The organism is Proteiniphilum sp. X52, assembly GCF_003712195.1.
Lineage (GTDB): Bacteria > Bacteroidota > Bacteroidia > Bacteroidales > Dysgonomonadaceae > Proteiniphilum.
This window is the reverse complement of the sequence record NZ_RDSD01000003.1, coordinates 88,372-113,245: the sequence shown is the minus strand read 5'-3', so window position 1 is coordinate 113,245 and position 24,874 is coordinate 88,372. Positions and strand designations below refer to the sequence as shown.

Sequence of the window (24,874 nt, the reverse complement as noted above, 5' to 3'; positions counted from 1 at the left end):
GATTTTTTGTTTCGCATAGGCGGCGGGAGGGCTGTCAGCCTCACTCTTTGTCCGCAAGCCTCACTCTTTGTCCGCGATTACAAGATCGCCCTGAAACGCGATCGATTGCCTGTCCGTATCGTTCACATTGAGGCGGGCCGTTCCGTTCTCCCATATATCAAAGCGAAAGGCAAGGGGACGGTGCTGATCACGTATCATGACCGTTACATTCCAATTTCCCCTCTTGTCTCCCTCTTCCACACGGTAGTCAAAGTCGGTACTGGTAAACCGGTATCCGCCTTCGTCCGGATTCATGGGTGCGCGATAAGCACGGCCATAAAAAGGCAAATAAGCTTTCACCGTGTCAGGCGATATTTTCACATCATAATAAGGGGAAAGGTAGACCGACTTGTAACCGGTGGGGTAAGCATAGGTGGCTTTAAATGTAAAATCGGGTATTTCCACCGCGTTCCGTACATCTGCGGCGAGTTTTTCCTTCTCAGCAGATGTTTTCGCACTTCCACAAGCATGAAAAACCAATGCTAAAAAAAGCGCTTCGAATCCAAAAGACACCCATTTCTTCATCCTATGATCCTCCTTTGATAATTTGCATGGCGGTAATACCATGCCGCGGGTAAAGTAATCATATAATGAACAAATAAAAAGAGAATTTTGTTTACTCCTTCCCTGTTAACGTATTCTGAGCATTTCCTGTATTTCTGCCAGATTTTCCGCAATAATATCGGGTTTCAAGTCGGATTTGCCCACTATCTCCAAAGTCGTCTCGCCCGACATCACAAGGATGCCGACAGCTCCTGCATTGTGGGCCATACGCACATCCGTATAGATACGATCACCGACCATCGCCACCTCATACGGTTGGAGCGCATAACGGTCTAAAATTCCACTCAACATGCGGGGATCGGGTTTTCCGATCACGATATCCGGTTTTCTGCCGGAAGCACTCTCAATACAAGCGCAAATAGATCCGCAATCCACTAAAACGGTAGGTTTATCCGTAGGACAAACCCAGTCAGGATTGGTAGCTATATATGGGATCCCCAGGCTTGCCCACCAGGAGGCCCGACACAAGCGGGAATAGACCAAGGACATATCAAAACCCACCACCAACATATCCGGCACATCATCCGCATCGTCGGCCGTGGAAACAAAACCGGCTTCCTCAAATTCCCGTATCATACTGGGAGTTCCCAACATAAACAATCTTTGGACTTCCGGATGATGGACTTTGATGTAATCAATCGTTGCTTGAGCCGAGGTATACATTTCCTCTTTTGTCGCTTTTATCCCGATTTTCTCCAAATGGGCAAGGTAATCAGCAGTGCTTTTTGACGGGTTATTGGTGAGAAAAGAAAAGCCAATTCCATTCTTTTTTAAAAAATCAAGAAAAGGGATGGTGAAAGGGAAAAGAGTTCCCCCATTGTAAATCGTTCCATCCATATCCAAAGCAAAATGCCGGATTCTTCCCAAGCAATCCTTTAGCCGGGAGCTTGTATTAAGTCCCATTTTATCTATGTATTTAAACATACCTGCGTTAAATTTATCGGTTCCTTCTCATGCGTCACCCGTCTCCTCGTCGTATCCGTCAGCCTTGGCCTTCCACATCAGCAGGAAGACGAAAGCACACAAGACCGCTATCCCTATCATCCCCATGAACACATAATCCCAGCTCTTTTCCGGATTTATCCTGTTCATCACGTCCACGAAATAACCCACACCGACACCTGAGACAAGGCCGCTGGCATAGCCAAACAAACCAGTCAGTCCATTTGCCGTGGCTGCCGCGCGATTTGTCGCCTGGTTGGCCGCAGCTATCCCGATAAGAGCTTGAGGGCCGTATATGAAGAATCCGGCCATAGCCAGGGTAGAGATCATTACCCAGGAGGACGCCCCGGAAGGAAGGAGAAGGAAAAGGGTCATAAACACTGCCACACCGACCATACAGAAGACGCACGTGCGGTGGGCCTTACCCTTCAGGTATTTGTCCGTGAACCAGCCGGACAGCAGCATTCCCACAATTCCGAATATTTCAAACACCGCCACCGTCCAGCCAGCGTGCGACAATGACATCCCGTGCGCCTCCTTCAGGAACGTCGGGCCCCAGTCAAGCACGGCGAACCTCACGATATACACGAAGAAGTTGGCGATGCCAAGTATCCATATCCATTTGTTACGGTAGACGTACTTGCGCACAAACGCCCTGTATTCCGCCGAGGAATCCTTGCCTTTCCTGTTGACCTTGTGCAGTTCGGGAAGACCCACCGAGGAGGGGGTGTCCCTCAGGGAGAGGAACAGCCCGAGCGAACCCAACAGGGCTATCGCACCGGGTATCCAGAAGCACCATTTCCAGGCGCCCATATGAGAGGCCGACTCGAGCACGCTCCTCATCCTTTCGGCATCGCCCATGTCAACGTTCAGGTTGGCCGCAATCCGGGCGACGATCTCAGGATGGGCGCTCATGTCGGTTCCCATCGTGCCCATGATGTACCCGCAAAGGATGGCCACAAGGCTCGCCCCGATGGAGTGGGAGGTATTCCACACCGACATCTTGGTGGCCAGCTCCTGTGGCGGAATCCAGTGGGTCAACAGACGGGCTACGGGAGGAAATCCGCTCCCCTGGACGAAATTGTTCAACACCAGGATGACCCCGAAGGTCAGCACCATCGTGTTGGTGAACATGGGGCCCCCGGTCTCCCCCGTGAAGATCGAACTCAGGTCGGCCCCGAACCCGAAGGCGAAGTTGGCGATGGCACACAGGAACAGACCGACAGACATGTGGTAGCGGGCATTCATCCGGTCGGCAACGATGCCGTTCAGGAAACGCGAAACTCCGTAGACCACCGTCACCAGCGTCATGATGACACCGAAACTGGTTTTGGTGATGCCGTACTCGGCACTTAACCCGGGAATGGCAAAGGAGAAGTTCTTCCGCACGAAGTAAAAGAAGGCATAACCGATCATCGTGGCTATCAGGGTGCGTGTTTGCCAGTATTTAAAACTTTTGTGTGTCTTGGCTTGCATAAGTGGTAATCGTTGATGTAGTTGAGCTCATGTGGCGATATTGCCGGACAAAAATAATGCTTTATTTTATGTTGTCAAAATATTCTAAATTCAGCCGGTTGAAAGTCCTGTTTTTCCTAAATAACGTGAGCTCGATGCAAGCGGCTTAAAAATTAAGATCATAGCAGAAAAACCAGCAACTTTAGAGTGTTGAAAATAAACAAACTCGCGTTAAATAATTTTTTTGTTTTATAAAAAAGCCGCCATCGAGGGGAGAAGATGTGACAAATAGAGTAGCAACATCAATGAAAGCATGGCATATGCCACATAAATATGGTTTTTCAAGATCGTTCTCGAGTAGAAATAAGCGCTCAGATAGGAGGTCAATGCAAGGGAAAGCAAGAGGAAGAAAAATGTTTCCTGCCAGTACACCATCTGAAGAATCAATAAAAAAACAATCAGGAAAACCACAAACTGCATGAATGAAAGAGTGAGCGCCTTATCACGACTATATATCCTGATACTGAAAATCATATTGGATATAAAAAACAACCCCGCAAACAATACTCCTCCCCATTCCAGCATAGAAAACCGTGGGATTTCGGGTATTGAAAAGGAGACAAACTGCAGAAACGGCCTGACGAAACGGGGAATCTCATCAACCAGCCAATAAACAGAGAACAGCGTCACGTACACAAGGAAGAGACCGAACCAGGACGAAACAAACGAACGAAACTGGGGTCCCCGCATCGACCGCTCTCCGATCCACCATAAGGGAAATAACACAAAGGCATAGATCTGAAACAGTGAAGCTACCGCAATCAAGATGGATGCGCGAAAGGAAGAAAGATAAGCGTCAGGTTTCTGATACGACTCCAGAAGCGGAAAGAATGCCAGAAGAACAAAGATAATACTGATATAATCACCCGACATCACTAAAAAATAGGGATGAAGGCTCAATAAGCACAACGGCGCAGTAAAAGGCAGGTTGGAACGTGAACGAAGAAGATTGAACCTGCTGTTTAACAGGGAGAGGAGCCAGGCGATCACAAAAACAGCCAGCGTGGAAGTAATCAGCGAGACCAGTGGATGGACAAAAAGACACGCTATTGGCTCCCAAACATAATTGTCGCCAACGGAAGTAATCCGGGGCAACCCTCGCCTATGGAACAATGCAAGCCGCATACCCATCATTCCAAAAGCGGCGAGCAGAGGAGCAAAACGCCCCTCGACAAAAGCTGCACGAAACGACCTGACAACAGAATGCATGAGCGCCTTGGATTGTTATTTGCTGAGATCGAAACCTATATCTTTTCTGAAATAACTATTCTCAAATTTTATCTTCGCTATATTCTTATAAGAGGTCCCCAAGGCGTGATCCATGGTTTTCCCGTAAGAGGTGAGGGAAAGTACGCGCCCTCCCGAAGTAACCACTTTCTCCCCCAGCTTTTTCGTGCCGGCATGGAATACGATACTGTCCCGCACATCATCCAACCCCTCGATGATTTTTCCATTTTCATATCCTTCGGGATAGCCGCCGGAGACCATCATCACAGTGACGGCATGACGGTGGTCTGTCTCCAATGTTTTCTCATCCAATGTTTCGGTAGCTACCGCAGTAAATAATTCCAAAAGATCCGATTTGATCAGCGGCACCACCACTTCCGTCTCCGGATCACCCAACCGGACATTGTACTCAATCACTTTCGGGTCCCCTCCCACATTAATCAGCCCAAGAAAAATAAACCCTTTATAGTCTATCTTTTCTTTCTGTAATCCTTCGATAGTCGGTTCCACAATCCGGCTACGCACTTTTTCCATAAACATTTCATCGGCAAAAGGCACAGGCGACACCGCCCCCATTCCTCCGGTGTTCAGGCCGGTATCACCCTCTCCGATCCGCTTATAATCTTTCGCTACCGGCAGGATCTTGTACGATTTCCCGTCGGTCAGCACGAAAACCGAGCACTCGATGCCCGACAGGAATTCCTCTATCACCACGCTCTTGCTGGCGGCTCCGAACTTTCCGTTAAGCATCTCCCAGAGTGATTGCTTCGCTTCATTGAGATCATTGACAATCAATACGCCTTTCCCTGCCGCCAGCCCATCCGCTTTCAGCACATAAGGCGATGAAAGCAAATCGAGAAAAGCATTCCCTTCCATCACATTCTCCAGGGTAACTGTCTTGAAACGCGCGGTGGGGACATTATAGCGGGACATAAACCTTTTGGCAAAATCCTTACTTCCCTCCAACCGTGCCCCTTCTTTAGAGGGCCCGATCACAGCAATATGGCAGATATCCTCATCTTCATGGAAGTAGTCATACACACCCTCCACCAGGGGAACCTCGGGCCCGACGACGATCATATCTATGTCATGATCGAGCGAAAACCGCTTCATCGCTTCAAAATCCGCCACATCTATATCGATGTTCACACCCAACGATGCCGTACCGGCATTCCCCGGAGCGATGTAAAGATTATTCAGGAGTCTGCTCTTTTGAATTTTCCAGGCCAACGCATGCTCGCGTCCACCGGAACCAAGAAGAAGGACGTTCATATAATTTTCAATTACAAATTAGCCATCACCAATCACCAATCACCAATTACCAATCACCAATTATTAACTATTAACTGTCATTTACAGTATTCTTATTGACACATTGGCACATTAGTCACATTAGCACATTAGTCACATTGATTATGCAAAGCTACTAAAAAAATTGAAACTGTAATGTAACGAAAATTGAAATTCGGATGGATAGAAGCAGGGATAAAATTGATTTTGTCCTGCCACAATGCGGTAAAATTGTCGGGAGGTTGCTATCTTTGTGACTTCATACAACAAACTCCGTTCAACGGAGTGAAACGCAGTTAAATATCTCAAGCATGAATATAAACCGAATATCGGCTCTTTTTGGCATTCGCTATCCTGTCATCCAGGCCGGAATGGTCTGGTGCAGCGGCTGGAAATTGGCTGCGGCAGTAAGCAACGCCGGAGGGCTGGGACTGATTGGAGCGGGTTCGATGCATCCCGAAACGTTGCGTGAGCATGTTCAGAAATGCAAGGTGGCAACCGATAAGCCTTTTGGGGTGAACATCCCGCTGATGTATCCCCAGATGGATGAGATCATGCAGATCGTGCTCGGGGAGAAAGTACCGATAATCTTCACCTCAGCCGGCAACCCCAGAACATGGACAGCGACACTCAAAGCGGAAGGGATAAAGGTCGCGCATGTGGTCTCAAGCTCTAAGTTCGCGATCAAGGCCGCTGAAGCAGGTGTCGACGCCATCGTTGCCGAAGGGTTTGAAGCCGGGGGGCACAACGGGCGGGAAGAGACCACGACCTTTACACTTATTCCACAGGTGAGGAAAGCTGTCGATCTGCCGTTGATCGCCGCCGGGGGTATTGCTTCCGGCGAGGCGATGGCCGCCGCGTTTGCCCTGGGAGCCGAGGGGGTGCAGGTGGGTACCCGTTTTGCGCTCACCGAGGAGAGTTCCGCCAGCGACGCCTTCAAGCAGAAGTGCATCTCCCTGAACGAGGGTGACACTATACTATCGCTCAAGAAGGTGAGCCCCACGCGGATGATAAAAAATGAGTTTTACCGTCAGGTGCAGGAGTTGGAAGACCGGGGCGCATCCGCTGACGAGCTCCGCTCGTTGCTGGGGCGCGGTCGTTCCAGACGGGGCATATTTGAAGGAGACCTGGTGGAGGGCGAGCTGGAAATAGGGCAGGTCGCGTCGCTGATAGACGCTGTTGTTCCCGCCGAACAGGTGGTCGAGGGGATGATGAAAGAATATCACGAGACAGTGGAAAAGCTGAACAGGGAAGATCATAGGCTACTCCAACCGTGTGATAGAAAAAGCTTTGGTAAGCAAGACTCTTATCGCGACCAACGTATGGTCTGATTATTATGTCTTATTCATAGACGCCGCCGAGGAAGGGAAAGGGAGCGACATCATTACCATGCGGAATAAGGAAGGAGATTTGGCTGCGGTAAAAGTTATCGTGAAGTAAAAATCCCGTATAAAAAACAGACACATTTCGTGTGACCCTTACAACTTTCCGGCGGAAAAATGGTAACTTTGCATTTACAAATGCAATATAACTTGTTTTCTTCCGATAAATTCTCGTTTTTCAGTTTGAGCAGCGGCAGTTGCGGTAATTGTTATTACTTGGGAAACAGCCACTACGGGATGCTTGTCGATGCCGGATTGGGGCCGCGCGTCATCAAAAAGCGGCTTGCCCATTATGGAGTCGAGCTCTCCTCCATTATGGCGATTCTGGTCACGCACGACCATTACGACCATATCAAATCGGTGGGTTACCTGGCAGAGAAGCTGCATATCCCGGTCTATGCCACCCGTGAGGTGCACAGGGCGATCATGAACCACCCCCTTGTGCGCAACAGCCTCAACGGATCAACCCGATATATCGAGAAAGGAAAACCGTTTCAGATTGAAGATTTCCAGATCACCGCTTTCGACGTACCCCACGACAGTGTGGACAATTCCGGCTTCTTTATCCGGTTCGGCGACCATAGGTTTACCCTGGCCACCGATGTGGGCAGCATTACCGACGAGGTGGCCCATTACGCCGGAAAAGCCAACCACCTGGTGATCGAGAGCAACTACGACGAAGAGCTGCTCCACAACGGCCGCTATCCCTACTTCCTTAAACAGCGCATAAGTAACGGGACGGGACATTTGAGCAACCGGCAGACCGCCGAGTTCCTGGCAAACCACTGTGCATCGCATCTTCGCAATATCTGGCTTTGCCACCTCAGCGGTGACAATAACAACCCCGAACTGGCCTACCAAACGGTGGAGAACCGGCTGGCGGAAAAGGGTGTCAGAGTGGGACGGGATGTGACGCTGCATGTCCTGCTGAGAAACATTTTATCACAGAAGACAGAATTATAAACAGGCAAAGAGTTTTAAAAAAGTTGTGAAATCATCCGTTACACTTATACCTTACGGGGGACTGGCAAACCGCATGAAAGCCATTGAAGCGCTTATCGCCCTGACACTGGATACCGATATACATGCCACTGCCATCTGGTTTAAAGACCAAGGATTAAATTGTTCATTCGAGCAACTGTTCCAACCGTTGAAAATTCCACGTCTGACATTGCGGAATGCCACCCTCACGGATCATATACTGAACGACCGCCCACGGAAAAAGAATTTCTGGATTCCCTATCTGTTCCAAAAGACACGTTTCGGGAGTTGCTTGCATGAAGACCAGGTCACACAAAGAACATACAGGAATTTCGATTTTCGCCGGTGGGCACTGTCCCATAAAAGATCTTATCTGTCGGCGTGCCTGCAATTCCATCCCGGTGACGGGCAAAGGAGTTTCGCGTCTTTCATCCCTATTCCCGGATTGCAGGAGCGAATCGATGAAAGATGTAAAGATTTCACAACACATACCGTAGGCATCCATATCCGCCGCACCGATAATGTCATTTCCATAGAAAAAAGCCCTACGGAATTATTCATTCAACGAATGGAGGAAGAAATCGGAATGAACCCGGATGTACGCTTCTATCTGGCTTCCGACTCCGCCGAAGAGAAAAAAAGACTGGCAACTATTTTCGGAGACCGTATAATCACCCATTGGAGACCCGTTTCCCGTTCTACCTCCGAAGGAGTACAAGATGCTTTGGTGGAACTATATGCCCTGTCCCGCACACAAAAAATAATAGGGTCATACCATAGTTCTTACTCCGAAACGGCCTCCGAAATAGGCAAAATACCCTACGAGAAAATAGAACGGAAAGCATAAACGTTTTAATTCGCATTCAATCATTTAATATCCCGTTCATTTATGTCGCACGCCCCCATATTACTCTTTACGTATAACCGCCCGTCCCATACGCGGCAAACACTGGAAGCATTGTTGAAAAACAAACTTTGCAGTGAAAGTGAGTTATTCGTGTTTTCCGATGGATACAAAAATGAAACGGATAAAAAGCAGGTGGGGGAAGTACGGAAAATCATTCAGACTATCGAGGGATTCAGGAAAATCAACATTCTGGAAAACACCCACAACGTTGGATTGGCGAAAAACATCATTGGCGGGGTTAGCCGGGTGATCGAGGAGTACGGGAAGGTCATTGTACTGGAGGACGACCTGGTAACATCCCCCTATTTCCTTACGTTCATGAATGAAGCCTTGGATATGTTTGAGACCGAAAACAGGATCGGCCACATACATGGCTACTGCTATCCCCTGCCGGAATTGCCGGAAGCCTTTTTGATAAAATGGACGGGAAGCTGGGGCTGGGCCACATGGAAAAGGGCATGGCAACAGTTCAATCCCGATGGGAAAGCGCTGCTGGATGAAATAAAAAGCCGCAAGCTATCCCGGTCGTTCGATTTTAACGGGAAATATCCCTACACCCGGATGTTGGAACGACAGATAAACCGAAAGAACGACTCGTGGGCAATCCGCTGGAATGCTTCGCTATTCCTCAAAGATATGCTTTCGGTCAATGCCGGGAGATCGTTGGTAAAGAATATCGGGTTTGACGGCAGCGGAACACATAGCAGCAGCCAGAATATTTATGCGACGAATTTATATCCCAAAAAACTCTCTATCACTATTCCTGTAATAGAAGAAAACCAAGCTGCGCGAAAATCAATTGAAAAATATCATGTAAAAACCAATTCATTTTGGGCAAAAGTGAGACGAAGGATCCGAAAGCATTTGATATTCCGATAATAAAATGAACCGCACCCTCCCGCCTCTTGCCTATATTTAATTTTATTTAACCAACAAGGTGTTGCGAAATAGAGAGAAATTCCCCTATTTTGTTTTGCAAACGATTTACAACCTGTGCGCCACAGGTCATTATAAATATAATGGGCGGATCTATTTGGATGAACAGAACGGCGTACCTCCACGGTTCGGTTATCCCTAAAAAGCAAGAAAACGTATTACCCTTATCGAAGAAAGATGCAAAAATTCATCAACTCGGTTATGGCCATGAATCCGGTGGAATATAACCTCAAGCAGGTTGATATTGAACCGGTAGGTGATACTGCAAGCGTTCCACAAAAATTGTACGACCTGTCAATCACCGAGGGTAAGGACGACCGTTTTGGACGTGTGATGACCGGCAAATCGTTCAATGAAGACGCGACCTGATCAAGACAGCGTTGGCCCGCCGTACCTACCTGAATATAATCGTACTAAAAGCATCCATCAACATCCTGTGGCCCTCAGGGGGCCACTTCGGGCTGAAAGTGAACGACCTGTTCACTAATACAATGAAGAATTATTATGACACTAAAAGCCTATCAATCATTAAACAATTCTTTCAAAAAAGAACTTGTCTATAAAACCGGAATGAGCGCGGGTTTTTTCTCGGAATATAATTGCATGGTTCTCTCAATGTTATATTGTTTGGAACATAAAATACAGTTTAAACTTTGCTCCGGAGCTACGAACTTCCATCTGGAAGGTTGGAACGGTTTCTTTCTCCCTTTTTGTGAACAGGTAGAAGATAACAGTAAACATTTTAAGACTTGTAATTGGAATTATGCCCTTAAATTAATCATAAGAGACGGCAGGTTTTCCAACTACAGAAGCCTGATGCCATACCTGTTATGGACAAAAAAGAGACTCAAGACACAGGATGTCTTCGGACGCAGCAGATCCTCCCATAGGGCAAAAAAGAATTATCAAATACCGGGATTGGGAATCAACGGCAACATACAGGAAGCCTGTTCCAAATTGATCGAGATCACATGGCGTTATAATGAAAAAACAGAAAAAAGTATTGACGAATTGAAGAACTCAGTCAACATCTCAGGGGAATATATCGGGTTTCACATCCGTGGGGGAGATAAATTCATTGAACATAAAGTAGAGCCGGTAGAAGCCTACTTCGACAAAGTGAGTTACCCGAATATCAGGACGGCTTTTGTACTTACGGATGATTATTCAGTCATCGATTATATCCACAGGTCATACCCCGAATGGAATATCAAAACTTTATGCCGGGAGGAGGAAAGGGGATATTTCTTCAATGATTTCTTGTCGCAACCGGAGGAGGTGCGACAACAACAACATTTGAGACTATTCGCATCGGTTGATATACTTTCACAATCGCGACAGTTTATCGGAACATATAGCTCCAATCCAGGAATGTATTTAGGAATGCGTAACGCCAAAATATGCACCGGGGTTGATTATGACACATGGGTACTGCGGTGAATTAAAATAAACGATCGGTTTAATACTTCCGGGATGCATTATGAAAACATCCGGGATGAAGTAGCCTGGTCAGAAGAAGTCCGTTTTCCTGAAAAAACTGGTTTTACAGAAGGCATGCTGAAAAAATACTGGCCCCTGAAATTCCTTCTTTTCCCATATACCGGAATTTTGAAGTTCAGGAAATCCCGCCAGGTAATAATTCCGCTCCGTGTTATCCACCACCAGGTATCCGCCTTTCTTCACATGTGGAATAGCGCGTTTTATACAGCAATTACGCACTCGGCCGTCCACCACAACCATATCGAAATAATTATCGGGATATTCGTCAATGGCTTTTACATATCTCTCATAAGAAAGCCCGGCAGAATTCTTGTCACTGGAAACAAAATCATCGGGATTCCGGTAATCCCTTTCTGCCCAACCGGTAATTTTCTCTCCCGGAATCTCTGTATAATCCACATTATTCGCAGAAAAATCTTTCAGCTTATCGGTTAAAAGTGCGCTCCATTTCCGGTCATGCTCAATACTTGTTACACGACGGCATCGTCGTGCGAAAAAAAGGGTAGACCCGCCCGATCCCCACTCAAAGACCGTCATATCGGGTTTACAGATCGACGAGAGGAAGTCGATCGCATCATAGGTCATCCACGGCAATTCCCGCATGAGGGTAGTGTCTCCGGAACGTTTGTCTCCCAGCCACCGCCGGAATTGTTTAATATGTGACAGGGTAGCGTTTTGGAAAGCAAACGTCAAGGCAAAGCGGATATACAGTAAAAGATCTTTCATACGTTTGGATTATTTTTTCTTTGTGTTATTTGGAATCTTTTCAGACTTTTTTCTTGAGGCAAACCATTCATCGATTTCTTTTGTCATCTCCAATTTGAATAATTTGCATAACGCAATGTAGAGCAAGGCAATCAGTACCGGGTTTACAAGAACAAAAAGAAGGTTGTTTGTAACATAGCGGGTGGAAAAACAGGAAACAGCGGCACTGATCACAGCCATAAAGAGATAGGGAAATGTATCTTTAACGAATTCAGAGAGAGAGTAATGTATCACCTTTCCAGAAAATATTATTGACAGTATTAACGTTATAACCATATACACAACCCAACTGGCCGCCAACCCCATGATTCCTTTCGGAAAAAGAAGAACGATCAATAGGATCAGCACCCCCCCTTTTACGACTTCAAGTCCGAGAAAAAAAGCGGATCGTTCCTTTGCAATGAATAGCTCATTGAATATAAACGTGAAAGGCAAAAGCATCCCGGCCAGTGTCAATACCTGGAAATAAGGTACCGAAGCCAGCCACTTCTCCTGAAAAAAGAGATAGAACAGGGGCTCGGCAACCAATATCATCATAAGGCCTACCGGGAAAGAAAGGAATGCAATGGTTTTTACCAGTTTGCGCACTACCCGCTTCAGACGTTCGGTTTGGTCGTTGATTTCCGACAGGATCAGCATGGCCACCGAACGGAAAGTATTGGAAAGCGTAAGGAACGGGATCTCCTGGTATTTCTTGGCCTGGTTGAAAAACGCCACATGGTTCATCGGATAGAACACTGCGATAAGGCTTGGATAGATATTGTTCACCGTAGTGGAGATCATCGAGCACAACATTAATTTATAGCTGAATCCGAAAAAAGATTTCAACCGGGGAAGACTGAACTCTGTAATCGGCTTCCAAGATGTGGAAAACCACAAAAGCATCGTCCTGAAGAAAGCGAATAACACCATCTGCGCTACCAATGCCCAAACACCGTGTCCCATGAGACCCATCGCGATAGCAACGATATCGGCAATAAGCAAAGCCCACATATTTATCTTTGTGATCTCTCTGAAATTTGCTTTTTTTGTCAAGATGGTATAATGGATCGATCCGGCAGCATTGAAAACCAGCGCCAAGAATATAACCCTCGAAACGGGGACAAGCGCGGGGGCATTGAATAAGCCCGCAATAAAGGGGGCCAGAAAGAAAAGGATAAGGTAAAGGAAAACACTCAATCCGGCGTTAAAATAAAAAACGGAACTGTAATCCGTAGCGGAGATCTCCTTGCGGTTCAGCAACGCCCGCCCGAAACCACTGTCGATAAGGATCGTGGAGAACGCCGTAAACACAGCCAGCGATCCGATCAACCCGTAAGCTTCCGGAGCGACAATGTTCATCAGCACAAGCATGCTCGCGAAGTTGAGGATCTGTTGCCCGAACTTATCAACAAAGCTCCAGAACAGCGAACGGGTCGTTTTAGTCTTTAAAGCGGAATCAGCCATCAATACCATGAATTAATACTCCTGCAAAAGTACGCAACTTTTTAACAAGGATAAAGACAGAAGCCAAGAATGATGTGGAAGATGGGGTATTTTATGTAATCTTATGGGTGACAAGGAGTCGATCAGCAGGAATTTCCCCTCAACTATCATAATACGCTGAAATAAAAAAACGCATTATTTAACCTTTCTTAACCATAAATACACTGCAAAATACGGGTAGGACGGAAAACGTTATGTCGATTGTCTTTCCCGTGTTATTGGATACCAGTATGATGATACTACGTTACGACTCTATTACTCGGAAAAGGAATACCTGCAATACCGTCCCGCGGTCGACGACACTTCCTTCAAGGAAGAAATCGACCGGCTTTTCGGCGGAATAGCATGGTAATAAGGAAAGATCGAATTTTAACCATTCAAGAAAGGAGGCGTTGCCGGGAAAAGGGATGAATTCCCATAATTGTAACCTGAACAGTATAGTGACTCTGTTGCCAAGAAAATTACGGCTATCGGTAAATTACAGAGTTTTGCCCGCACTCTGTTATTCGCAACTCATTACGAATGAGGCACCTGTATCCTGGTCGTCACAGGATGTTTTGCTGCAAAGGCAAACACCCGACATACCCCAGGCTGTCGCTTCCCAGCTCGACTTAGCCAGGCTTCAACAGGAAGATCTCATGGACGAACAGAACGGCATACCTCCACGGTTCGGTTATCCCGAAAAAGTAACCATTACTCCCGCTGACGAAGGTATGTAAAAACCGCAACTTTTTAACAGGGATAAAGGCAGAGGTGTCGATCAAATATCACACAGCCTTATTTCATCACCGCATCCATATCAACGATCTGAATGAGCCCATTATACCGAACGTTGATTGCCGGAAGAGGATTTTATCATTCCATGATAGGAAGGGGCGGGATAACGCCTGATTTTTTATAGCTTTTCGACCTCCTCGGCGGAAAGACCGGTAAGGTCCGCAATAACATCCACAGCCATGTTTCTCGCTTTCATGTTCCGGGCGATTGCAAGCTGCTTATTCCTTTCGCCCTCCGCTCTACCTCTTTTCTCACCTCTTTTCTCACCCTTCTTCATACCCTCCTTCATACCCTCCTTCATACCCTCCTTCATACCCTCTTCTTTGGCTATCTCCTTGGCGGTACTCATTATGGATAAATAGTCGCGGTAAGCTTTGAGGTCGGCGTCATACAACCGGCGCTCCTCCCTCGTCAGGGAAGAGAGGTCGGCAATCTGTTCAAGTTTCTTGAAGACCTCCTTCTGGTCTTTGAAAGGGATTGTTTCCAATGTCTTCATATTTTTCAGGATATATAACCATTGTTCAACATTATTCTTGCATTCCTGTTCCTCTTTCGTGAAGAAAGGGAACTCTATAAATATAAAACGCAGCTTGTCGCTGAATTGTTCGCGCGTGTCGCGGTCGGCCAGGATGATATCGCTACGCAACTTCCCTGTTAATGCAAAACTCAGGAAAAACACCCCGTACACCGCTTTGACGTCGTAATTCCAGACGGATCCCGTTTCCCCTTGGTTGACAATCGTCTGGGAAAGGTAAAACAATGCCCTCTCGGGGAACGTTCGCTGTGGTTCATACTGCATTTCAACAATGAAATACTCTTTTTCTTCCGTCAGGCAGACGATGTCGCAAATTCCCCTGCGCCCTTCGGTGTGCAAAGGCTGCCGTTCCTTATCCATCAGTTGGATCTCCTTGATCTTTTTCTCTCCTTCGAGCAGGTCGTTCAGGAAGTCGAGCAGCAGGTCCTTACTGTTTTCCTGCCCGAAGAGCCGTTTGAACGCCGTGTCGTACCTAGGGTCAATAAACCGTGCCATTACACTTGTTTTTAATACCTTACAAAGGATTCATTGCTCCTTTGCAAAAGTAAATGAAAAACTTCTTATTCCAAAAGATTTCTTTGAAAAACAGCACCCTATGTCCTGCTCCTCCTCTTTGGGGACGGATCAGGGAAAGGCTTTTTTCTTCTCCATATCGACTTTACCGAAGAAATATGCAAAATACGATGCAAAATGTTTTTCCAAGAAATAACTTATCATCCAAAATCATTACTTTTGTAACAGTATAACAGATATTCAGACATGAAGGTACTTTTCATCAGCACATACGACATCCAGGGAGGGGCGGCCATAGCGGCAACCCGGTTACTGCATGCAGTGCGCCATGCCGGATGCGATGCCTCGATGGTGGTGCGTGCCAAACTGGGAGATGACACGACGGTATTTACCGCGGAAAGCAAAAAAAAGAGGAATACGTTCCCGTTCTATCGGGAACGCGGTGTGATTTATCTTTTCAATGGCCTGTCAAGAGAGGGCCTGTTCGATGTCTCAATCGCCAATACAGGAGTATCGATTACAAAACTTCCCCAATTCAAAGAGGCTGAGGTTATCCATCTGCATTGGATAAACCAGGGGATGCTCTCCATCAAAGAGATAGGAAAAATCTTCTCCTCCGGGAAAAAAGTGGTGTGGACGATGCACGACATGTGGCCAATTACCGGCATCTGCCACTATGCAGTCGCCTGTGACGCCTATACCTTCGGATGCGGGTATTGTCCTTATCTGAAGATACCCTCCCGATACGACCTCTCATTTATTATTTTCAGACGGAAGCATTCTACCTACTTAACCGGCAATATCACTTTCACTGCATGTAGCCAATGGTTACGGGAGTTGGCCGAGCAGAGCCCCCTTACATGGGGGCACAGGATCACGTCTATCCCCAATCCTATCGATACTGAGACCTACCGCCCGATGGATAAAAGCGAAATGCGTGAAAAACTGAATTTGCCACTTGATAAAAGGATTATCCTGTTCGCGGCAGTGAAAGCAACCGACAAGCGCAAAGGGATGGACTATCTGGTGGAGGCGAGCGGATTGATGGCACACCATTCGGAAAACCTGTTTTTTCTTATTGCGGGAGGTGGAGAGGAAGAGATAGAAAAACAACTTGCCCTGCCGGCAAGGAGTATGGGATATATTTCTCCCCAGCAGATGCCGGAGCTCTATAATGCCGTCGACCTGTTCGTCACTCCCTCCCTCCATGATAACTTGCCTAACACCATTATGGAGGCAATGGCCTGTGGCACGCCTTGTGTAGGTTTTCACACCGGGGGCATCCCGGAAATGATCGATCACCGGAAGAACGGATACGTGGCCGAATACGGAAACGCACAAGATCTGGCAAACGGACTACTCTGGACATTGTTCGAAGCAGATACCGGAACACTTTCCTCCAACGCCCGCAAAAAAGTGATGGAGCATTACGCGCAGGAGATAGTCGCGCAACAGTATAAAAAAATCTATGAATCGTGATGGTGACTAATGGACCAAGGAGACTAATGAGCCAATGAGAATAATGAGCCAATGAGAATAATGGGTCAATGAGAATAATGGGAATAATGTGCCGATGGAATTGAACGGTTCAATGATTTAATTGGCATATTGGCATATTAAATCATTGGCACATTATTGAATCTTGGCTCTAATTATTAATCGTATGAACGGAAACAACAATATAACCGATAAAGAATACTGGGACAACTATTGGAAGAATTACCAATACGACAAGATACCCAAAAAAGTAGTGTTCGAAAGGTTCATGCCGAAGCTGACAAGGGGAATAAGCTTTATCGAGATCGGCGGCTTTCCCGGGGTACATGCCGCTTATTTCCACCAACGGGGCATGCGCGAGGTGACCATACTCGATTTCCATATCAATAAAGAGATTGTCCGCAATTTCGAGAAAATCAACGGTTTGCCGGAGGGAACTATCCGGTGCGTCGATAGTGATTTCTTTACCTTCTCGTCCGAAAAGAAATACGATGTGGTTTTCTCGTCGGGATTTATCGAGCACTTTCAGGACACGCGCGATGTGATCGCCCGGCATGTGGACTTGCTCTCTGAAAAAGGGCAACTGTTGATCATCATACCCAACTTCCTGGGTCTGAACGGAGAGATCCAGCGACGGTATGACAAGGAGAACCTGGATGCCCACAACCTGCAATCGATGAAAATATCCTACCTGAAAAAGATCATGCAGACTTTCGATCTGTATGATGTTTCGGTAGATTATCTCGGAAAACCCATGCTCTGGCTCGAACCGAAACCGGAACACGTCAAGAGGAGAAAGTGGGTGAAAATGTTGAGTCACGCCATTAAACTATTTCCCATAAAAGGGAAATTATTATCGCCTTATATCGCCATATACGCCCGAAAATGATGAAACTATCCGTTATCACCGTCACCTTTAACGCTGAAGAAACGCTTGAAAGAACCTTGAAGAGCGTACAGGAGCAGACCTACCCTGACCTGGAACATCTGATCGTGGACGGAGCGTCGCGCGACGGAACAGGGGAACTGGTACACAAATATGCGAAGGGAAAGGGGAATGGACAAGAAGGAGAGGTGACTGCGGAAAGGAAGGCAAATGCGGAAGAGAAGATGAGTTCCCATACCCAGTTGAGATGGGTCAGCGAACCCGACCGGGGGCTATACGATGCCATGAACAAGGCCATCGGCATGGCTTCGGGCGATTATCTTTGCTTCCTGAACGCGGGCGACACTTTTCATTCACCGGATACGGTGGAGAAAATGATGCATTCACTCGATACAAACCAACCACCCGATATCCTCTACGGTGAAACAGCTATCGTGGACGACAGGGGCACTTTCCTCCATATGCGCCGCCTACAAGCGCCCGAGAAACTCAATTGGAAAAGTTTTAAACAAGGCATGCTGGTCTGCCACCAGGCCTTTATTGTAAAGCGTGAGCTGGCCGAACCCTACGACCTCTCCTACCGCTTCTCTTCCGATTTCGACTGGTGCATCCGCATGATGAAAAAAGCCACATCCATCCATAACACCCGTCTCACACTGATCAACTACCTGAACGAGGGGACGACCACGGCTAATCGCAAAGCGTCTTTGAAAGAACGTTACCGCATCATGGCAAAATATTACGGGCAGATCTCCACCTTTTCCCATCACGTCTGGTTTGTGATCAGGACAGTTTTGAAATAGCCGATTATTCTTTTGTATTTATTCCTTATGCAACGACGAAAACTAAAGATTGAAGAACTGAACCGCATCTCGGTCGAGGAGTTCAGGGAAGCGGAGAAGATACCGCTGGCAGTGGTGCTCGACAACGTACGCAGCCGCCACAACATAGGGTCTGTATTCCGCACGGGTGACGCTTTCAGAATAGAGGAACTGTTGCTCTGCGGCATTACCGGGACTCCTCCTGACGCGGAGATCCACAAAACAGCCCTTGGAGCCGAGGATTCTGTAAAATGGCGTTACTTCGGGGAGTCTCTCCCGGCTCTGGAAGCATTGAAGGAAGAGGGGTATACCGTCTTCTCCATTGAGCAGGCTGAAAACAGCATCTCGCTGGATACCATTGAATTGGATAAAGGAAAAAAATATGCGGTGATCTTCGGACACGAAGTGCATGGCGTAGCACAGGAGGTGATAGACGCGTCGGACGGATGTATTGAGATCCCACAGTATGGAACCAAACACTCCCTCAACGTATCAGTGACGGCAGGTATTGTAATATGGGATTTCTTCCAACAACTTAGAGGCTAGGGAACTTTTCAAACCAAAAATCGATATCCCTGAGGGAGCCCGCATATATCCCTATGTCCATTGCTTTAACTGTACACTCTCCCCGTCGAATTCCGCATAGGAAAAAAGAGTGATCCAATCACCCAGCATGATCACGCGGCTCTGCCCAGCGATAGGCAGATCGACCAGCACGTGGCGGTGCCCAAATACAAAGTAGTTGATATCGGGCATCTCTTTTAGCTTATCTTTCGCGAAACGGACCAAGTGCTCCCGCTCCTCTCCCAGATAGGGCGTTACCCCCCCGCTCTCACGGCTGCTGTTCGACCAGGTGTGTGCCAATGGGATAGTCCATCTGGGATGAATGCCTGAAAAACATTTCTGAAGGAATTTACTGTGAAACAGTTTCCGGAGAAGATGAAACGAACGGGAGTCATCGCCCAAACCGTCTCCATGGGCAAGGAAAAACTTTTTCCCTTCCATTTCGGTGATATAGGGTTCCAAATGCAGGATCATCCCGCACTCTTTGGAAAGGTAGTCTGTCAGCCATAGGTCATGATTGCCCGCAAAGAAATGGATTTCCACCCCCGAATCGGTCATCTCGCCCAGCTTACCCAGCAAACGCGTAAAACCCTTTGGCACCACATACCGGTATTCATACCAGTAGTCAAAGATATCTCCCATCAGAAAAATCACGGCAGCGTCATCGCTCACGCTATCGAGCCAGCGGCATAGTTTTCGTTCCGTCTCCATGGAGTCGGCATGCGATTTGGATCCTAAATGGGCATCGGCAAGAAAATAGATTTTATTTCTCACGATCAATTTGTTCAACTATCCCTTTCGACCAACTACATCATTCCCAGCTCCAACAATGCTTCTTCGCTCATCATCGACCGGTCCCACGGGGGATCGAAAGTGAGATTCAGGTCCACCTTATTCACCTCGGGGATCGATTCCACCTTCAATTGCACATCCATCAGGATATAATCGGCTGCGGGACAACTGGGAGAGGTAAAGGTCATCTCAATGGTCACATTATTCCCCTCATCGATATCCACATCATAAATCATTCCCAAGTCATAAATATTCACGGGGATTTCGGGGTCATACACCGTGCGGAGCATCACCACTATTTTATCTTGTAAAGCTTGTAATTCTTCGTTCATAATCTCATTTTTTTATTAAACCGATTGCCCGGCATATTGTTTAGTCGCTTCAGATGATTCCCTCATCGGCAAAACTGAAATAGTTCTCTCCACAGACGATAATATGGTCGAGCAGGGAGATGTCCATCCACTGGGCTGCCTCTTTTAATTTTTTGGTTAGATGCGTATCCTGGGGACTTGGCCGGCATTGTCCTGAGGGATGATTGTGTCCAAGAATAATCCCCGATGCATACCGGCTGAGCGCCTCCCTGAGCACCAACCGTATATCCACCACCGTTCCCGAGATGCCGCCCCGGCTCACCTGAATGGAACTCAACACCTTGTTGGAGCGGTCGGTCAGCAATGCCCATGTCTCTTCATGGTTCAAGTCGGAAAGCAGGGGATAGAAATGCTCATAGGCAGCCCTCGAGGAAGTGATTTTCTTCTTTTGGGGCTTTTCAACGCCCTTTCTGCGTCGTCCCAACTCAAGCGCGGCTATCAAAGCGACCGCCTTGGCCTGTCCAATTCCCCGGAAATTATTCATCAAATCCGACACACTCATCCGCGCCAACTGGTTCAAGTCATTACCGGCTTCCAACAAAATATGCTGTGCCAGTTCCACCGCACTTTGTTTATCGTTGCCCGAGCCGATAAGGATTGCCAGAAGTTCCGAATCGGAAAGCACTGAAACTCCTTTCAGCAGTAATTTTTCACGGGGACGGTCTTCCTCCGCCCATTGCTTGATACTTAACTTGCTCATAACGGACAATTTCGGGAGTAAACAGAGCAAATATACAAAGAAAATCCCGAAAAGACCTCCCTCTGTTTCAAATAGTTTTCACTCCCTGTCACTTACTTCAACTCTTTTCATTCTCAATTTTTCTCTCCTCACTTTTAACTTTTAATTTTGAGACTGTTCCGAAATCCCCAAAAACCGACTTCACAGGTTCCCAACTCATTGAAAAACAATAGTCGTTTTGAGGGAAATTTGGGTAAAAAAGACTTTTCGGAGGGAAGTCGATTTTTAACTTTTAATTTTTAATTTTTAACTTTTAATTGTCAGTTTTCAGCTTATCTCACAAACACCCAGGTGTCCTCTTTCGAAAGGGCCGGATAGAAAAAATATCCCTCGTAATCGAAAGCCTTCACCTCCTCCGGATCAATCAACCTGTTTTTAATGATGAAACGGGACATCAAACCGCGCGCTTTCTTGGAATGCACCACAATCTGCTTCAAAGCGTCATTCTCCTGCTGAAGAAACTGGATATCGATGATTTTCGCGCCTTTCGGCAACTTGTTTTTCCTGACTACCTTGGCGTACTCTTTGGATGCCACATTGATGATGGTTTTATCTCCTTTCCGGAGTTTTTTCGAGAGATGATCATTGACCGTGTCGCCCCAGAAATCGTAGAGTGTGTGATATCCCCGCGGCACAATTTTGCGCTGCATCTCGAGCCGGTAAGGTTTAATTGCATCCAAGGGACGGACAATGCCGTATAATCCGGAGATGATATTGAGATGCCGCTGCGCGAAATCGAAGTCCTCCGCGGAGAAATCATGTGCATTCAAACCCTTATAAGCAATGCCGTTATAGGCGAGCGCGGCCGGTTGTTCCGGCGTAGAACCGAGATCAAACGTCTGGAAATATTCATATACTTCACGCGCCTTTTTGGCGTTGATCTCCATTTCCGTGGCAATCTCCCTTTCCGACAGTCGCCGGCATACAGCTATCAGTTCTTCGGTTCTTTCCGCGAATAACGGTTTTGAGGGTTCCATGCCTCCCGTTTTACCGGAAAAGTCCATCAATTTGGCAGGTGAAAGAATGATTTGCATATTATCCAGATTATCAAACAATATATGTTATACCCAAAAATACAAACAACTTTGTCACAAACAATGTTGTCACAGCATGAAAACTCGTACGGAAAATCATTCCAAGATTTATCAACCTTTCACGGCCCTGTTCAAAAACGCATTAAGGGGATATTGTGTTTTGCAGAGTCGCACAAGCCGGTCGATCACCCCTTCTTGCAGGAAAAACTCATTTTCAAGAGCATAATGGGTAATAAAGTGTTTATTTTTCAATAGTTCGATTTCCTTGAAGTCTTTCGGATAACCTCTTGGTGGATTTTTAAGCCTGTCTTCAGCGGACAGTTCCGGGAAAGTTTTTTTGAATTTCCGGTGATCAAGGATACTCCTTATCTCCTCGGGCCGATGATAAATCTGGTTTCTGATGGATTCCAAGGCAGCCGGATCGGGACTATAAATACCACCGGCAAAGAATGATTCGTCCGGTTGGACATGGATATAGTAGCCTGCAAACCGGGTTTTCTTTCCCCCGTTTGCTATAAAGGCACTGAGATGTGTTTTATAAGGTGTTTTATCGGGAGAGAAACGGGTATCGCGATAAATACGAAAAACAGACTCATTGGCCGTGACCGATCCGATATCGGGATCGAGTTGGGCAAGCGGCACAATGAGCCTGTTAATAAAGTTTTCGAAATCGGCCCGGATTTTATCATACTCGAATTTATGCTCATGGAACCAGTTGCGGTCGTTATTTATCTGCAACCGGGCAAGAAAATCGAATGTATAGCAGAAATCCATACGCCTGAAGTTACACAACTACCCTCTGACACGCTCCACGTATGAACCATCACGGGTATCCACCTTGATCTTTTCTCCCGTATTAATAAAGAGAGGCACACGCACTTCCGCTCCTGTCTCCACAGTAGCGGGTTTCAGCGTGTTGGTAGCGGTATCGCCTTTGATGCCCGGCTCGGTATAAGTCACCTCAAGCACCACATGGGCGGGCATCTCCGCCGTAAGGATGGTTCCACTTTCGGCATGGATCTGTACTTCCACCACATCGCCTTCTTTCAGGAATTTCACCCCTTCGATCTGCTCTTCGGGAATAGGGATCTGTTCAAAAGTTTCGGTATTCATGAAATTATATCCCATATCATCGCGATAAAGATACTGGAAAGGACGGCGCTCGATACGCACCTCATCCACTTTCACTCCCGAGTTGAATGTTTTTTCGAGGATACGACCCGTAGTCACATTCCTCAGTTTGGTACGGACAAAAGCAGCACCTTTGCCCGGCTTCACGTGAAGAAACTCCACGATGAAATAGTACTGGCCTTCCAGATCGATGCACATTCCGTTCCTGAAATCAGCAGTTGTTGCCATAAAATATTAATTGTTATGATTTTATATTGATTTAGAGCGCAAAAATAGTCATTTTGCCTGAGATACACAAATGATTAAGTCCCGCAGAAATGAATCTGACGGGACTAATTATATTATGATAATAAAAAGAAGAAGGTGAAATTCAGATCACGTTCATTGCATCGAGGATCATCTTCGCAATAAACAGCACGAAAATCACCCACATGGTGATCGATATGTGCCTCAACTTCCCGCTCAATGCTTTCAGCAAGACAAAAGAGAGCATACCGAAGACAATTCCCTGGGCGATACTGAAAGCGAACGGCATCATCACGATGGTGAGGAATGCGGGTAACGCCTCAGTCATATCCTCGAAATTGATCTTCACTACGGAAGTAATCATAAACAGCCCGACAAGGATCAAGGCGGGAGCGGTCGCGGCAGCTGGCACCATCAGGAAGAGCGGGGCAAAGAACAGCGCCAGGGCAAACATAGCCGCGGTAGAAAGGGCAGTCAGCCCGGTACGGCCTCCCACAGCCACTCCCGATGCGCTTTCCACATAAGATGTAACCGTACTGGTTCCCAATATAGCGCCGAAGGTGGTACCCAACGCGTCGGCAAAAAGGGCGCGTTTCAATTGCGGGAAGTTGCCATTCTCATCAGTGATCCCTATTTTCGAAGCCACGCCCAACAACGTGCCGATAGTATCGAAAAGGTTTACGAACAGGAAAGTGAATACCACGATCAGCATGTCAAAAGTAAAAATATTCGTCCATTCGAATTGCACAAAAATGGGCGAAATATCGGGTGGAAGCGCAACCACGCTTCCTTCAGGAAAGTGTACCAGCCCGAGGACAACTGCGAAAATAGTGGCGGCGGCAATCCCGATAAGGAAAGCCCCATGCACCTTTTTGTAAAAGAGCACCGCTGTGAGGATAAGCCCCAGCAACGCCACCCACACATGGGGGTTAGACATGGCACCCAGCGTCACCATTGTGTTCTCATCCCTCACGATCAATCCCCCATTTTGCAGGCCGAGCAAGGTGATAAAGAGACCGATACCCACGGGGATAGCATTCTTAATAGCGCCCGGGATACTCTTCACTATCAGTTCACGGACGTTGAACAAGGTGAGAAGTACGAAGATAATACCTTGAATGAAAACAGCCGTCAATGCCATTTGCCAGGAGTATCCCAATCCTATCACCACTGAGAATGCGAAAAAGGAATTCAGTCCCATACCCGGTGCCTGCGCGATGGGCAGGTTGGGGATAAATGCCATAAACAGTGTACCCAATAAGGCGGCGAGGCCAGTCGCGGTAAAGAGCGCCTCCCTGTCCATTCCGGTTGCCCCCAGAATATTGGGATTCACCACCAAGATATAAGACATGGTAAGGAACGTAATGACCCCCGCCACGAGTTCCGCACGCACAGTGGTTTTATTTTGTTTCAGTTTGAATAATTTTTCCAGCAT

27 protein-coding genes are annotated in these 24,874 nt (G+C 47.0%); 12 read left to right on the top strand and 15 right to left on the bottom strand.

What is annotated here, in order from left to right; genetic code table 11:
- Positions 1-60: 60 nt before the first annotated feature.
- From D7D25_RS04185 to purD, 5 genes are all read right to left on the bottom strand, one after another.
- Positions 61-564 (bottom strand): DUF4251 domain-containing protein, encoded by a 504-nt coding sequence (locus tag D7D25_RS04185; protein ID WP_158602535.1) that lies wholly within the window; start codon positions 562-564, stop codon positions 61-63.
- A 105-nt stretch (positions 565-669) separates the two neighbouring features.
- The gene (locus D7D25_RS04180; protein ID WP_255417169.1) at positions 670-1,506 is read right to left on the bottom strand and encodes an HAD-IIA family hydrolase; all 837 of its coding nucleotides are present in this window, start codon (positions 1,504-1,506) and stop codon (positions 670-672) included.
- A 48-nt stretch (positions 1,507-1,554) separates the two neighbouring features.
- Positions 1,555-3,021, bottom strand: coding sequence for an MFS transporter (locus D7D25_RS04175; RefSeq protein WP_122967706.1), 1,467 nt, complete (start codon positions 3,019-3,021; stop codon positions 1,555-1,557).
- A 228-nt stretch (positions 3,022-3,249) separates the two neighbouring features.
- Positions 3,250-4,269 carry a hypothetical protein gene (locus tag D7D25_RS04170; protein WP_122967705.1) on the bottom strand — a complete coding sequence of 340 codons (1,020 nt, stop codon included), beginning with the start codon at positions 4,267-4,269 and terminating at the stop codon, positions 3,250-3,252.
- A 15-nt stretch (positions 4,270-4,284) separates the two neighbouring features.
- Positions 4,285-5,559 carry a phosphoribosylamine--glycine ligase gene (gene purD, locus D7D25_RS04165; RefSeq protein ID WP_122967704.1) on the bottom strand — a complete coding sequence of 425 codons (1,275 nt, stop codon included), beginning with the start codon at positions 5,557-5,559 and terminating at the stop codon, positions 4,285-4,287.
- Positions 5,560-5,888: 329 nt separating this feature from the next.
- Between purD and D7D25_RS04160 the strand changes: the two genes are divergently transcribed.
- The 7 genes from D7D25_RS04160 to D7D25_RS04135 all read left to right on the top strand — a co-directional run bounded on the left by D7D25_RS04160 (position 5,889) and on the right by D7D25_RS04135 (position 11,223).
- Positions 5,889-6,908 carry a nitronate monooxygenase family protein gene (locus D7D25_RS04160; protein WP_122967703.1) on the top strand — a complete coding sequence of 340 codons (1,020 nt, stop codon included), beginning with the start codon at positions 5,889-5,891 and terminating at the stop codon, positions 6,906-6,908.
- 189 nt (positions 6,909-7,097) lie between these two features.
- Positions 7,098-7,922, top strand: coding sequence for an MBL fold metallo-hydrolase (locus tag D7D25_RS04155; RefSeq protein WP_122967702.1), 825 nt, complete (start codon positions 7,098-7,100; stop codon positions 7,920-7,922).
- Between the two features lie 25 nt (positions 7,923-7,947).
- Positions 7,948-8,787 (top strand): glycosyl transferase, encoded by an 840-nt coding sequence (locus tag D7D25_RS04150; protein WP_122967701.1) that lies wholly within the window; start codon positions 7,948-7,950, stop codon positions 8,785-8,787.
- A gap of 42 nt (positions 8,788-8,829) precedes the next feature.
- The gene (locus tag D7D25_RS04145) at positions 8,830-9,726 is read left to right on the top strand and encodes a glycosyltransferase (protein WP_122967700.1); all 897 of its coding nucleotides are present in this window, start codon (positions 8,830-8,832) and stop codon (positions 9,724-9,726) included.
- A 58-nt stretch (positions 9,727-9,784) separates the two neighbouring features.
- Complete coding sequence (locus D7D25_RS17935) at positions 9,785-9,925, top strand: hypothetical protein (protein ID WP_158602533.1); 141 nt, start codon at positions 9,785-9,787, stop codon at positions 9,923-9,925.
- A 35-nt stretch (positions 9,926-9,960) separates the two neighbouring features.
- Positions 9,961-10,152 (top strand): hypothetical protein, encoded by a 192-nt coding sequence (locus tag D7D25_RS04140; protein WP_122967699.1) that lies wholly within the window; start codon positions 9,961-9,963, stop codon positions 10,150-10,152.
- Positions 10,153-10,410: 258 nt separating this feature from the next.
- On the top strand, positions 10,411-11,223 hold the full coding sequence (locus D7D25_RS04135) for a hypothetical protein (protein ID WP_148038846.1): 813 nt from the start codon (positions 10,411-10,413) through the stop codon (positions 11,221-11,223).
- A gap of 69 nt (positions 11,224-11,292) precedes the next feature.
- Here the strand turns inward: D7D25_RS04135 and D7D25_RS04130 are convergent, their stop codons facing one another.
- Together D7D25_RS04130 and D7D25_RS04125 are read right to left on the bottom strand one after the other, a co-directional pair.
- Positions 11,293-12,009: a hypothetical protein gene (locus tag D7D25_RS04130; RefSeq protein WP_122967697.1), complete on the bottom strand. Its 717-nt coding sequence runs from the start codon at positions 12,007-12,009 to the stop codon at positions 11,293-11,295.
- Positions 12,010-12,018: 9 nt separating this feature from the next.
- Entirely contained in the window at positions 12,019-13,494 is a 1,476-nt protein-coding gene (locus tag D7D25_RS04125) for a lipopolysaccharide biosynthesis protein (protein ID WP_158602532.1), read from the bottom strand.
- Positions 13,495-13,940: 446 nt separating this feature from the next.
- Here D7D25_RS04125 and D7D25_RS04120 point away from each other — a divergent pair, with 446 nt between their 5' ends.
- Positions 13,941-14,252, top strand: a complete 312-nt coding sequence (locus D7D25_RS04120) for a hypothetical protein (RefSeq protein WP_122967695.1) — start codon at positions 13,941-13,943, stop codon at positions 14,250-14,252.
- Positions 14,253-14,428: 176 nt separating this feature from the next.
- On the opposite strand, the gene D7D25_RS04115 is transcribed toward D7D25_RS04120, so the two are convergent.
- Positions 14,429-15,340 (bottom strand): Rpn family recombination-promoting nuclease/putative transposase, encoded by a 912-nt coding sequence (locus D7D25_RS04115; protein WP_122967694.1) that lies wholly within the window; start codon positions 15,338-15,340, stop codon positions 14,429-14,431.
- A 264-nt stretch (positions 15,341-15,604) separates the two neighbouring features.
- Here D7D25_RS04115 and D7D25_RS04110 point away from each other — a divergent pair, with 264 nt between their 5' ends.
- From D7D25_RS04110 to D7D25_RS04095, 4 genes are all read left to right on the top strand, one after another.
- Entirely contained in the window at positions 15,605-16,837 is a 1,233-nt protein-coding gene (locus D7D25_RS04110; RefSeq protein ID WP_122967693.1) for a glycosyltransferase family 4 protein, read from the top strand.
- Between the two features lie 184 nt (positions 16,838-17,021).
- Positions 17,022-17,744: a bifunctional 2-polyprenyl-6-hydroxyphenol methylase/3-demethylubiquinol 3-O-methyltransferase UbiG gene (locus D7D25_RS04105; protein WP_122967692.1), complete on the top strand. Its 723-nt coding sequence runs from the start codon at positions 17,022-17,024 to the stop codon at positions 17,742-17,744.
- Positions 17,741-18,544, top strand: a complete 804-nt coding sequence (locus tag D7D25_RS04100; protein ID WP_122967691.1) for a glycosyltransferase family 2 protein — start codon at positions 17,741-17,743, stop codon at positions 18,542-18,544. Before D7D25_RS04105 ends, D7D25_RS04100 begins: the two co-directional genes overlap by 4 nt.
- A 27-nt stretch (positions 18,545-18,571) precedes the next feature.
- Positions 18,572-19,108, top strand: a complete 537-nt coding sequence (locus D7D25_RS04095) for an RNA methyltransferase (RefSeq protein ID WP_122967690.1) — start codon at positions 18,572-18,574, stop codon at positions 19,106-19,108.
- 51 nt (positions 19,109-19,159) lie between these two features.
- Here the strand turns inward: D7D25_RS04095 and D7D25_RS04090 are convergent, their stop codons facing one another.
- The 7 genes from D7D25_RS04090 to D7D25_RS04060 form a co-directional block, all read right to left on the bottom strand.
- Positions 19,160-19,906 carry a UDP-2,3-diacylglucosamine diphosphatase gene (locus tag D7D25_RS04090; RefSeq protein WP_122967689.1) on the bottom strand — a complete coding sequence of 249 codons (747 nt, stop codon included), beginning with the start codon at positions 19,904-19,906 and terminating at the stop codon, positions 19,160-19,162.
- A 26-nt stretch (positions 19,907-19,932) separates the two neighbouring features.
- Entirely contained in the window at positions 19,933-20,250 is a 318-nt protein-coding gene (locus tag D7D25_RS04085; protein ID WP_122967688.1) for a metal-sulfur cluster assembly factor, read from the bottom strand.
- A gap of 49 nt (positions 20,251-20,299) precedes the next feature.
- Positions 20,300-20,989: a DNA repair protein RadC gene (radC, locus tag D7D25_RS04080; RefSeq protein WP_185140210.1), complete on the bottom strand. Its 690-nt coding sequence runs from the start codon at positions 20,987-20,989 to the stop codon at positions 20,300-20,302.
- Positions 20,990-21,300: 311 nt separating this feature from the next.
- Complete coding sequence (locus D7D25_RS04075) at positions 21,301-22,062, bottom strand: YaaA family protein (RefSeq protein WP_122967832.1); 762 nt, start codon at positions 22,060-22,062, stop codon at positions 21,301-21,303.
- Positions 22,063-22,173: 111 nt separating this feature from the next.
- The gene (locus tag D7D25_RS04070) at positions 22,174-22,836 is read right to left on the bottom strand and encodes a DUF2461 domain-containing protein (protein ID WP_122967687.1); all 663 of its coding nucleotides are present in this window, start codon (positions 22,834-22,836) and stop codon (positions 22,174-22,176) included.
- A gap of 18 nt (positions 22,837-22,854) precedes the next feature.
- Positions 22,855-23,421 carry an elongation factor P gene (gene efp, locus D7D25_RS04065; protein WP_122967686.1) on the bottom strand — a complete coding sequence of 189 codons (567 nt, stop codon included), beginning with the start codon at positions 23,419-23,421 and terminating at the stop codon, positions 22,855-22,857.
- Positions 23,422-23,563: 142 nt separating this feature from the next.
- On the bottom strand, positions 23,564-24,874 hold the full coding sequence (locus D7D25_RS04060; RefSeq protein ID WP_122967685.1) for an NCS2 family permease: 1,311 nt from the start codon (positions 24,872-24,874) through the stop codon (positions 23,564-23,566).